The organism is Vibrio coralliirubri, from assembly GCF_024347375.1.
Classification (GTDB): domain Bacteria; phylum Pseudomonadota; class Gammaproteobacteria; order Enterobacterales; family Vibrionaceae; genus Vibrio; species Vibrio coralliirubri.
In genome coordinates this window covers 1,936,437-1,947,580 of sequence record NZ_AP025470.1, presented here as the reverse complement: position 1 = coordinate 1,947,580, position 11,144 = coordinate 1,936,437, and the positions used below count along the sequence as shown (strand labels likewise).

At 43.5% G+C, this 11,144-nt stretch carries 5 protein-coding genes and 2 pseudogenes; 6 read left to right on the top strand and 1 reads right to left on the bottom strand.

Features of this window, described 5'->3' with window-relative positions; translation table 11 throughout:
- The first annotated feature begins 353 nt into the window (after positions 1-353).
- The 4 genes and pseudogenes from OCV20_RS08900 to OCV20_RS08885 all read left to right on the top strand — a co-directional run bounded on the left by OCV20_RS08900 (position 354) and on the right by OCV20_RS08885 (position 6,505).
- Positions 354-3,404, top strand: a complete 3,051-nt coding sequence (locus tag OCV20_RS08900) for a beta-galactosidase (protein WP_086775452.1) — start codon at positions 354-356, stop codon at positions 3,402-3,404.
- An 81-nt stretch (positions 3,405-3,485) separates the two neighbouring features.
- A pseudogene (locus OCV20_RS08895) lies at positions 3,486-3,944 on the top strand (MFS transporter); the annotation flags it as partial.
- A gap of 72 nt (positions 3,945-4,016) precedes the next feature.
- Complete coding sequence (locus OCV20_RS08890) at positions 4,017-4,937, top strand: IS5 family transposase (RefSeq protein ID WP_086773621.1); 921 nt, start codon at positions 4,017-4,019, stop codon at positions 4,935-4,937.
- A gap of 17 nt (positions 4,938-4,954) precedes the next feature.
- A complete protein-coding gene (locus OCV20_RS08885; RefSeq protein ID WP_261881399.1) occupies positions 4,955-6,505 on the top strand; it encodes a glycoside hydrolase in 1,551 nt (516 codons plus the stop codon).
- A 133-nt stretch (positions 6,506-6,638) separates the two neighbouring features.
- On the opposite strand, the gene OCV20_RS08880 is transcribed toward OCV20_RS08885, so the two are convergent.
- Positions 6,639-7,643: a substrate-binding domain-containing protein gene (locus OCV20_RS08880; RefSeq protein ID WP_048611268.1), complete on the bottom strand. Its 1,005-nt coding sequence runs from the start codon at positions 7,641-7,643 to the stop codon at positions 6,639-6,641.
- Positions 7,644-8,101: 458 nt separating this feature from the next.
- Between OCV20_RS08880 and OCV20_RS08875 the strand changes: the two genes are divergently transcribed.
- On the top strand, positions 8,102-9,022 hold the full coding sequence (locus tag OCV20_RS08875; protein ID WP_050621429.1) for a LysR family transcriptional regulator: 921 nt from the start codon (positions 8,102-8,104) through the stop codon (positions 9,020-9,022).
- 181 nt (positions 9,023-9,203) lie between these two features.
- Positions 9,204-11,108: pseudogene (locus OCV20_RS08870) on the top strand (TonB-dependent receptor domain-containing protein); the annotation flags it as partial.
- Positions 11,109-11,144 lie beyond the last annotated feature (36 nt).

The following is an 11,144-nucleotide window of genomic DNA, read 5'->3' as shown; positions in this document are numbered from 1 at the left end:
TAGTTACTGTAACAATTTATGTAACACTATGTATGGTAATGGGGTTTGTATATGCAATGACAAATACCTCTTAATTTACCCGTATGATTTTTAGTTGGTTTATAGTTTTGGTGAATGAGATTATTTCGATGTTAACTCTCATTTATGGATTGCGGTGGTGTTATATCCTTTGTGTGTGTATTTTTTTGTTAATGTTTGGAGTTTAATTCTGTTTGGTGTGTGGGGTTTAGATTAGATGGGTCTTTTGGGTTTTTGTTTGTAACCGGTTACAATTACTGTGGCTTTAATCACGGTGTGGTTTAAATGTCTTCGTTAACATGATTCCAAGATCATTTAAAACGTTAGGTCCTGAAATGTACGCTACGAATACACGTATCTGGGAAAGTCCAGAAATTACTTCTTTCAACCGACTACGAGCACACACGCCACTATCTAGTTGGCGTAGTGAATCTTGTGCTCACGCTGGAGTTATAAGCTCATCGGTTATGAGCCTAGATGGGGAATGGGATTTTGCACTATTTCCGTCTCCTGATTCTGTTCCTGAAAACTGGATGGCTGATGAACAACTTCCGAGTCAGAAAATTACAGTTCCAGGTAATTGGCAGTTACAGGGGCATGATTTCCCAATTTATACCAATGTGAAATACCCATTTCCGTGCAACCCTCCATTTGTTCCAAAAGAGAACCCAACAGGTTGTTACCAGACGACTTTTGAATTGCCTGAAAGTTGGGAGCAAGAGTCACAAACGCGAGTCGTTTTTGATGGTGTAAATAGTGCATTTTACGTTTGGTGTAATGGTGAGTTTGTTGGTTACTCTCAAGATAGTCGTCTTGCTGCAGAGTTTGACCTTAGTCCATATCTAGCCGAAGGCAATAACACATTATCCGTCAAAGTCCTTCGGTGGTGTGATGGTAGTTACATGGAAGGTCAGGACATGTGGTGGATGAGTGGTATTTTCCGCTCAGTTCGTCTACTTAATAAACCAGTTCGCCACATTAAAGATGTAAAAGTGACGCCAGACCTTGATGCTGCTTATCGAGATGGTGAGCTGACAATCAATGTCGACACCATGAATGGTGAGGGCTTGTCGGTGAAAACCGCATTGTTTGATGGTGAGAAAGAAATTGCGTCAAATGTTACGGAAGTCGGTACAGCGCCTGTCGATGAAAAAGGCGGATACAGTGAACGTTGTTTCGCAACGTTAAAGGCAAACAACCCAAAGAAGTGGAGTGCTGAGGCGCCAAACCTTTACCGTCTGGTTGTTAGCTTAGTCACAAACGAAGGTGATGTGATTGAGTGTGAAGCCTACGATGTCGGTTTTCGAAAGATCGAAGTCATAGGCGGTCAGTTGTGCATCAACGGTCAAGCACTGATGATTCGTGGTGTAAACAAGCACGAGCACGATCCTACAACAGGTCATGCAGAAAGCCTTGAACGCGTAGAGCAAGATTTAAAGCTGATGAAACAGCATAATTTTAATGCTGTCCGCTGCTCTCATTACCCTAACCAACCTGGTTTTTACAGCCTGTGTGACCGCTTAGGATTATATGTTGTCGATGAAGCCAACATTGAAACTCACGGAATGACACCAATGGGACGAATCGCAGATGATCCTCAATGGGCGAGCGCTTTCTTAGAGCGAATGACCCGCATGGTGGAGCGAGACTTTAATCACTCAAGCATCATTATTTGGTCGCTTGGTAATGAGTCCGGCTATGGTTCAAACCATAACGCAATGTATGAGTGGACCAAACGAGTCGATCCTTCTCGTGTTATTCAGTATGAGGGAGGCGGTTCGGACACAAGCGCAACCGATATTATCTGCCCTATGTATGCAAGAACCGACGCTGACCAAGAGCAAGGGCATACCGACGAACCTAAACTTTCATTAAAGAAATGGGTTGGTATTGGTGATGAAAACCGTCCAATCATTTTGTGTGAATACGCACATGCGATGGGCAATAGCCTTGGTGGATTTGCAGAGTATTGGGATGCATTTAGATCTCATCCTCGCCTGCAAGGTGGTTTTATTTGGGATTGGGTTGACCAAGGGCTTGATAAAACGAGCGAGGATGGCGTTCATTACTGGGCATATGGCGGTGATTTCGGTGACGAAATTAACGACCGTCAGTTCTGTATAAATGGCTTAGTTTTTCCTGACCGAACGCCGCACCCTACATTATTCGAAGCAAAACGGGCTCAGCAACCATTTAGTTTTGAACTTGTATCTTCAAAACCGCTTGCAATTAAAGTGACCAGTGAACATTTGTTTGTTGATACTGCTCACCACAGCTTAGATTGGACAGTTATTGATGATGAAGGATCTGTCATTAGAAGTGGTGAATTGAGTCTGAATCTACCAGCTCAACAGACGCACCTGATTGAATTAGATTCTGAGTTTGGACTACTTAACACAGAGGCTTATCTTAATGTTGCGATTCGACAGCAGCAAGATACTAACTGGGCTAATGCTGGGCATATTGTTGCAGAACATCAGGCAACATTAGGTAAGAAACTTCAGCTTGAAGATGTCGAAAGCCAAACATTTGTACCAGCTAAATTTGAACAGGTTGATGGCGGGCTGCGTGTCACGGCAGCGCATAATCAATGGTATATCAATGCGACCACTGGTGAAGTGGAAAGTTGGAAAAAAGCGGACCGTGAACAACTGCTTTCTCCAATTCGCGATAATTTTTTCCGCGCACCACTTGATAACGATATTGGTGTGAGTGAAGTCGACCGCCAAGACCCAAATGCTTGGATGGTTCGTTGGCAGAATGCTGGATTGTTTGACTTAGAACATCGCTGTAAAGGTGTTGAGGTTAATGTCGCGATTGGAGAAGTACGCGTGCGACATACGTATTTTGCAAACGATAAGTTGGTTTTAACGTCCGTTTGGGATTACCGCTTTACGCAGCAGGGTGAGGCGCAAGTATCGGTATCTGTCGATGTTGATGATTCAATGCCACCGATGCCAAGAATCGGTGCTGAAATGCATTTGATTGAGTGTCCACAAAGTGTGGCCTGGCTAGGGCGAGGTCCGCATGAAAACTATCCAGATCGTAAGTTAAGTGCTGACCTTGGTCGTTGGACGCAACCTATTTCGAATATGCATACACCATACATATTCCCGTCTGATAACGGATTACGTAGCGATACCCAACAACTTGAAATTGGTGATATTCAGCTATTAGGTCACTTCTATTTCAGCGTTAGTCAGTATGGTCAGCAACAACTCGCTAAAGCTAAACATACTTACGAGCTGCAAAAGCAACCTGGATTATTTGTTTACTTTGACGGCTTCCATATGGGGGTAGGAGGAGATGATTCTTGGACACCAAGTGTTCGACCTGAATACCGTTTGCTACGCAACAATTACCGATGGAAATTCGTTTTAAAATAACAAATTGAGCTCACCTCCAATGAGGGGTGAGCCACTCTCTGAACCCTGAATCATTTAACTACAAAGGCTAAGGAGCCTTATATGTCTGAAGGTAGTATATCGATAAAAACAAAATTTTCTTATGGTCTAGGTGCTCTAGGAAAAGATTTCGCCTGTTCCATTATTTATATCTTTTTAATGTTCTACTACACCGATGTCGTTGGAATATCTGCTGCATTTGTTGGTACGTTATTTCTCGTCGCTCGTTTTGTTGATGCGGTTACTGACCCTGTAATGGGTATGATTGTTGATAACACTCGAACTCGTTTTGGGAAATTTCGCCCTTGGATTGTGATTGGTACGCTAGTTAACTCTGTTTTCCTATTGTTGGTGTTCAATACCCATAATATCGAAGGAAATATGGTGTATGTATACGCAACGGTCACTTATATCTTATGGGGTGTCACTTACACGATCATGGATATTCCTTACTGGTCGATGATTCCTTCTATGTCTTCAAAGCGTGTTGAACGTGAAAAATTAGTGGTATGGCCGGCTTTGTTGCGTAATTCAATGGAACTAAATCAAGAACCTACGATCTGATCAGCTACCTCCACTCTATCTCGTAGTCCTATGCCTAAGCCTCGTTATAAAACAACCAACTGGAAGCAATACAACCGATCACTCATTAACCGTGGTTCTCTGACTTTTTGGATTGATGAAGAAGCAATAAGCGGATGGGCGCAAAGCAAACAGAATAAGCGCGGTAGGCCGCGTCGGTTCAGTGATTTAGCTATCACGACAGCACTCATGGTCAAACGAGTTTTTTCTATGCCATTGAGAGCGCTGCAAGGATTTATCGACTCGATATTTAGGTTAGCCCATGTACCGTTAAGTTGTCCGCATTACACCTGCATCAGTCGTAGAGCCAAGCAAGTTGAGGTTTCATTTAAGACTAAAACGAGAGGAGCGATACAGCACCTAGCCATTGATGCTACTGGCCTTAAGGTTTATGGCGAAGGTGAATGGAAAGTCAAAAAACATGGGACGGATGGCAAGCGTAGAGTCTGGCGAAAGCTGCATATTGCAGTCGATACCAACACTCATGAGATCATTGCCGCCGAGCTAAGTTTATCGACGGTTACAGATGGAGAAGTACTCCCGAACTTACTGAAACAAACACGCCGAAGTATCCTTGAGGTGTCTGGTGATGGCGCTTACGACACGAGAGCGTGTCACGCTGCTATTAAGATTAAGGGAGCTATTGCGCTTATTCCCCCAAGAGAAGGGGCTGCCTTCTGGGAGCGTGGTCACCCTCGAAATTTCGCCGTGGGTTGCCAGAAATTATACGACTCAAATAAGTATTGGAAAGAGCGGTATGGATACCACAAACGTTCACTCTCAGAAACAGCGATGTATCGAGTTAAACAGTTGCTAGGAGGGAAACTGAGCTTAAGAAATTACAATGCCCAGGTGGGTGAAACTTACGCGATGATAAAAGCGTTGAACAAGCTTACTGGGTTAGGTATGCCTGAAACTTGTCGTATTGACTAAGAAACAAGCGAAACGGGTTGGCTCTATCTCTAAATTTAATTACGCAACAAAGCCCACTAGATGTGGAAATTGAAAATACCAAACAAACAATACACAGCTTTGGTGCTTCGGATGCTTGGTCTATTAACCCAACAATTAATAAGTGGCAGAAAAAAGGGGACGATGCAGCTATCGACCACCTCGCTGACTTATTATTTTCTACTGACAAAGGCATTGGTTTAACAGCGTGGCGATTTAATATAGGTGCAGGCAGTGCAGAGCAAGGTGATGGCAGCTTTATCCGAGACACACTACGTCGTGCTGAATTATTGGTGCCAGAGCAAGGTGGTGAGATAGACAAAACCAAGCAAAAAGGACAAATCCGCTTCATGCAAGAGGCGCATCAACGAGGCGTGGACAATTTTATAGCATTTTCTAATAGCCCACCGCATTATCTAACTAAAAATGGATTAACACACCCAACGGCTGCGGATGATCTTGGTTCGACTAACCTTAAGCCAGAAAATGTAGATGCATTTTCCGACTTTTTGGTTGAAGTGTTGACCTACTTACGTAGTGAAGAAGTAGGGATCCCGGTTAATTACATCAGCCCAATTAACGAGCCAACGTGGGAATGGGAAGGACAGACTCAAGAAGGCAATCGCTACAATATGCAAGAAGTCAAAGCGGTATACCGTAGTTTAGATAAAAAGCTGAACGAAGCGGGTATTCGTAGCGACATTCATATTGATGGCGGTGAAGTGGTCGAATTCACAGCAGCACTTCGTGATGCTTATAAGCGTAACTTTGACGGTTCATCTCAAACTAATGGCATGAATTCTCGTGGTGTTGGCCTGTACCGAAACTACATTGATGAACTGTTAGGGGATCCTGAAATTAGAGACATTATTGGTAACCAAATCTCAGTACATGGCTACTTTTCTGACGCTTGGCCAGACCGTTTAGGCAAGCTGCGTGATATGACATATGGAAACCTACAGGATGTGTCTCCGGGTGCAGAAATTTGGATGAGTGAAATGAGCGTCTTGGGCGGCGGCGGTTATTCTCGTGACTTTGATGGTCATGGCTTTGAGGCTGATGATATGGATTATGCGTTACATGTGGGACGCATCATGCATCGAGACCTGACTCGTTTGAACGCTTCAGCATGGCATTGGTGGTTAGGTTTGACGCCATATGATTACAAAGATGGTATGGTGAAAATTGACCCATCTTTAGAAGCCAATACGGTAGAAGATTCGAAAATGATGTGGACTGTCGGTAACTTCAGTCGCTTTGTGCGCCCGGGTTATCAGCGTGTAGAACTGAGTGGGGTAGACAACCTTGATGGCTTGATGGCATCGGCTTATGTCAGTCCAACACAAGATAAAGTGGTGATTGTTGCCGTTAATACGAGTGACAAGGTAGAGAATGTTTCTATTAACTTAGAAGGCGTTGTTAATTCTGCCACTTATACAACACACATTACCAATGCGCAGCATGATTTGGCGTTGGTCGAATTAGAAAAAGAACAAGACGATTACCTTGTACCTCCGCGCTCAACGGTGACATTTGTTGGCTCACTATAACGTAAAATTTAGCTAGTAATAATAAAGAAACCCCAGTCTGAATAAGGCTGGGGTTTCTTTTATAAACAGAATGCGAGAATAAGAACCTAAAGCCAAGCTTGTATTCAGTGTTGATTCTCTAACAAATCATAGGTTAATTGTTAGGTGAAGCAATGGAATTGCGACTCACCAGTGTAGGAAGGTAAAGGTTTCCTTTATGCTCGTGAGGAGACTTTTCTACCAACTGGATAGACAGCTTTGCCGCTTGGCTCGCCATGATTTGTACTGGGTAACGAACGGTGGTCAGAGTTGGCTGTAAATAGCTGGCTATCATGGCATCATCAAACCCGATGACAGAGACATCTTCTGGTACACGTAGGTTGTTTTCTTTAAGCACTGAAATGGCACCTGCAGCCATTAAATCGTTGTATGTCGCGATAGCGGTAAACGGCTCATTCTTCGCTAATAAATTTCGCATCGCATCTGCGCCTCCAATCTCATTCGGTTCACCGGACACAACCAAAGCTTCCGAGTAGGGCAGTTGGTTCTTCTCCAGTTCAGAACGATAGCCCAGTTTCCTATCTATTGAGTCATCGATATTATGAGAGGAAGCTAAGTAACCAATTCTCTTATGGCCAAAGCGAATTAGGTGGCTTAATGCTAGGCTGCTGCCTCGAATGTTATCTAAAGCGATACAGCGTTCCGCTATCTCTGGAATATAACGGTTAATAATGATAAGCCCAGGGATCTGCTTCGAAAAATCAATTAGTTCTTGGTCCGATAGGCCTTTGCTATGAATAACGAGATGTTCGCACTGATTATTTATCAACAGTTCGATGGCTTCTCTTTCATAGGTTTCATTGTGGTAACCGTGCGTAATCAAGATATGCTTTTTGTGTTCACGTGCGATTTCGTCAATGGCTTGAACCATAGCACCATAAAATGGATTTGATACGTCTGCCACTAACACACCAATGGAAGACGAAGTTTTATTCGCAAGAGCTCTTGCATTCGCATTTGGGCGATAATTCAATCTTTCCATCGCTTCGTGCACAGCTTTCGTTGCTGTTTCGCTCGTATGTGGGAGTTTATTTATTACTCTCGATACGGTAGCAACGGATACTTTAGCTTCTTTCGCGACGTCTCTTATGTTGGCCATAATGTTCTTTATGTTGAGTGTGTTGTAACAGTTTTCATCGTAGTGCTTCGGGTCCTTTAGAGGGGAACGCCATGTACGGTTTAAACTTTTCCGATGGTACGTATAGTAGCAATATTCGAGGCTGAGTCCATATGTTTACTTTGCTGATTGATGTTTAGCTTTTGTGTTTCAAACCTTGCATTTATTTTGCTTTTTCTACCACCTTTCTTCTGACCTCTAGGGTATTTTCGTTCCATTATTACGACCGTTTGAGAATACTATTGTTATAGAATCAGAGCTCAATATTAGTCAAAACTGTTTTGCGTTAGTTCATTTTACTAATGGATAAAAGGACTATTTATCTTGTGTCTTAGGTTGTATTGCTCTAGATCAAAATAAGAGTAATTATCAATTGTATTACTTGTTAAGAAATAGCACTATGCGCACATTGAATTTTCTATATTGTTAATATTTGCATAATGAATCTTGCTCAAGTCGACCTCAATCTACTCGTTATTCTTAAACACCTTCTTGAAGAGAAGCACGTTTCCAACACGGCATTGGCACTGGATATGAGCCAACCTACGGTGAGCCGATCTCTGCAAAAACTACGTACCGTTTTCAATGATGACCTATTGGTGCGAGCGGCTTATGGCTATGAGTTAACGCCAAAAGCAGAAGCCATTAAGCAAGATCTCAATTCGGTACTGACACGTTTAGAAAAGCTGGTACATGGCGATGTATTCGAACCACAAAGCAGTGACAGTACGGTTCGTTTCTTTGGTTTAGTGCCTAATGTCGCGCACTTGTTGCCGAAGGTAGTTGCGGAGATACGCCAACAAGCGCCGAACATGATTGTTGATATCGACTCGATTCCTAAACGACACTTTGAGCCTCTGTTATCCGGTGATGCGCACTTTGTGTTGTCGACCCATGAGCCGTTAAGTTCAGAGCAAAATTTGTATCGAATGTTCGTGATTAGCCGCGATTACCGCTTGTTGATGAGTAAAAACCATCCTCTGGCGGACAAAGAGATCACCGTCGATGACTTGTTGAATAGCCAACTTGGTCAAATCTCACTGCAAGGGGATAAGAAGCTCTCGATCGAAAGTCGATTTAAAGATCTTGGCTTGATTGATAAGCAGCGCCAGCTGTCTATTCCAATTCAGCTTTCCAATTTTAACGTCGCGCCGGATATGGCAGAAGCAACCGACATCATCTTTCATTTACCGACGCCTTTTGCTCAACAAGCTGCTAAGCAAAGAGATCTGGTTTGTAAACGTGTGCCTAAAGCGTTGCGCCACCCATCAGAAGACGTCTACTTATACTGGCATAAGCGCTTTCATAACGACCCGATGTGTCGCTGGGTTCGCAATATATTCAAAGAGCTTTATACATAATTCATCTGCAAGGTGAATGAAAATTATGAATACCTATCGAGTTGAATATAGAACTCTTTCGTTATTTGAATGGTGAATAACGAGAATCGATTTTTGGTATGAAACTTTCGTTGATAAGAATGGTAGTCGGTTGTTTAATGCAAACCATTATCATTACTAATCACATATAAGAATAAATATCATGTCTGAGAGATCTCTTTTGATTCGCAAACCGCTTTCGATCGCAGTCGCTGTTATTTGTACCTCACTTTCAGCTAACGTGTTAGCGCAAGAAGAAGCGCAACCAACAGATGAACAAATGGTTGTTACGGCAACTCGTACCGAGATGGCACTAAAACAAGCGCCAGCTTCTATGTCGGTTATCACCGCGCAAGACATTGAAGACAGCCCTGGTATTACCTTGGCTGACATCGTTGCTGAATCAACGAGTGTTGAGTCTGATTTTGATAGCACACGTGCTGGCCGTCAGATGATCTCTATTCGTGGTATGGATTCAGACTACACACTTATCATGGTGAATGGCCGTCGTTTAAGCTCGGCGAGTGCCATCATCCGTGGTAACGACTTCGACCTATCAACTATTCCTGCTGATTCAATTGAACGTGTTGAAATCATCCGTGGCCCAATGTCTGCACTTTACGGTTCAGATGGTATGGGCGGCACAATCAACATCATCACTAAGGCTCCAGAAAACGATTGGAGCTCTACTCTAAGCATGGACTCGTCATCTCCAATGGATGGCAACGGTGGCCAAGAGCAGTCTGTTGGTTTTACTACTTCTGGTGCGTTGATTGAAGATGAGCTGCTCGCGCGAGTTTCTGTTAACCAAACAAGCCGTAACGCTTGGCAACCATATTCTGGTACACACAGCTCTGGTTACGATCGTTCAGATGTAACAGCTCTAGAAGAACGCGACACGCTAAGCATGCTTGCAAGCCTGACATGGCATGCGACTGATAACCAAACCATTGATTTTGACTTTGGTTACAGCGACGACGAGCGTAATTCTGCGGCTGAAAGCTCAAGCTCTGTTATTGAGTCTGATACGCGTGTTGTGCGTAATAGCCAAGCGATTACACACAGCGGTTTTTGGATCTGGGGTGACACGCAAGTACGTTACTCACGCGAAAATGTGACTGACAATGATGCGGCTGATCTGGGTAATAACTTCAGCAGCGACATCGAAGAGTTAACTCAGATTGTTGAAGCGTCTGCGACTACTTATCTTGGTGAAAGCCATACGCTAACGTTTGGTATGGATTACCAACTGAGCGAGCTGACCAACAAAGAGAACCTAGTGAGTGGTTCGTCTGAAGCTTACCAAGGTGCACTGTTTGTACAAGACCAATGGTTAATGACGGATCAACTAACGGCAACCATTGGTGGTCGTTTAGATAAACATGAACTGTACGGTGAAGAGTTCAGCCCACGTGTGTACTTGGTTCATCAAACAACGAATGACCTGATCATCAAGGGTGGTGTGGGTAAAGCATTTAAAGCACCAACATTGACTCAAAACCAATCTGACTATCAGGTACCAAGCTGTAAAGGTGGCTGTGCGTTAGTCGGTAATGAAGATCTAAGCCCAGAAACTAGCTTAAACTACGAGTTGGCGGCAGTTTACACTCAACCTCGTTGGAACATCGAAGCGGCATTGTTCCGAAATGAGATCAATGACCTGATTGAAAGAACGGAAGGTTACTGTCCAGAAGGCGGTGATTGGAACGAAAGTGCTCGTCAATGTGAAAACCCTGACGGCACACCAACGGGTAATTTAGGCGCGAAAACTTACCAAAACGTCTCTGAAGCAATCATTCAAGGTGTTGAGCTAGGTGGTATGTATCAAATCTCTGATAAGTGGGCGTTTTCTGGTAACTACACTTACCTAGATACTGAAGACAAGTCGACAGGCGAACAACTACTTGAGCGTTACAAGCACTCGGGTTTAGTTAAACTGAACTGGAGCCCGACTTTCGACCTGAACACCTTTATCAGTGCTCGTTACCGTGGTGAGCGTCAGATCGAAAGCGACCTAACTCAAGACGCATACACAACATTGAACATCGGCACAGTGTACAACGTGAATGGGCTTTGTTGCGTAATTCAATGGAACTAAATCAAG

Coding starts and splice junctions, on each gene's coding strand:
- OCV20_RS08900 (WP_086775452.1), top strand. CDS start 354: ATGTACGCTACGAATACACGTATCTGGGAAAGTCCAGAAATTACTTCT.
- OCV20_RS08890 (WP_086773621.1), top strand. CDS start 4,017: ATGCCTAAGCCTCGTTATAAAACAACCAACTGGAAGCAATACAACCGA.
- OCV20_RS08880 (WP_048611268.1), bottom strand. CDS start 7,643: ATGGCCAACATAAGAGACGTCGCGAAAGAAGCTAAAGTATCCGTTGCT.
- OCV20_RS08875 (WP_050621429.1), top strand. CDS start 8,102: ATGAATCTTGCTCAAGTCGACCTCAATCTACTCGTTATTCTTAAACAC.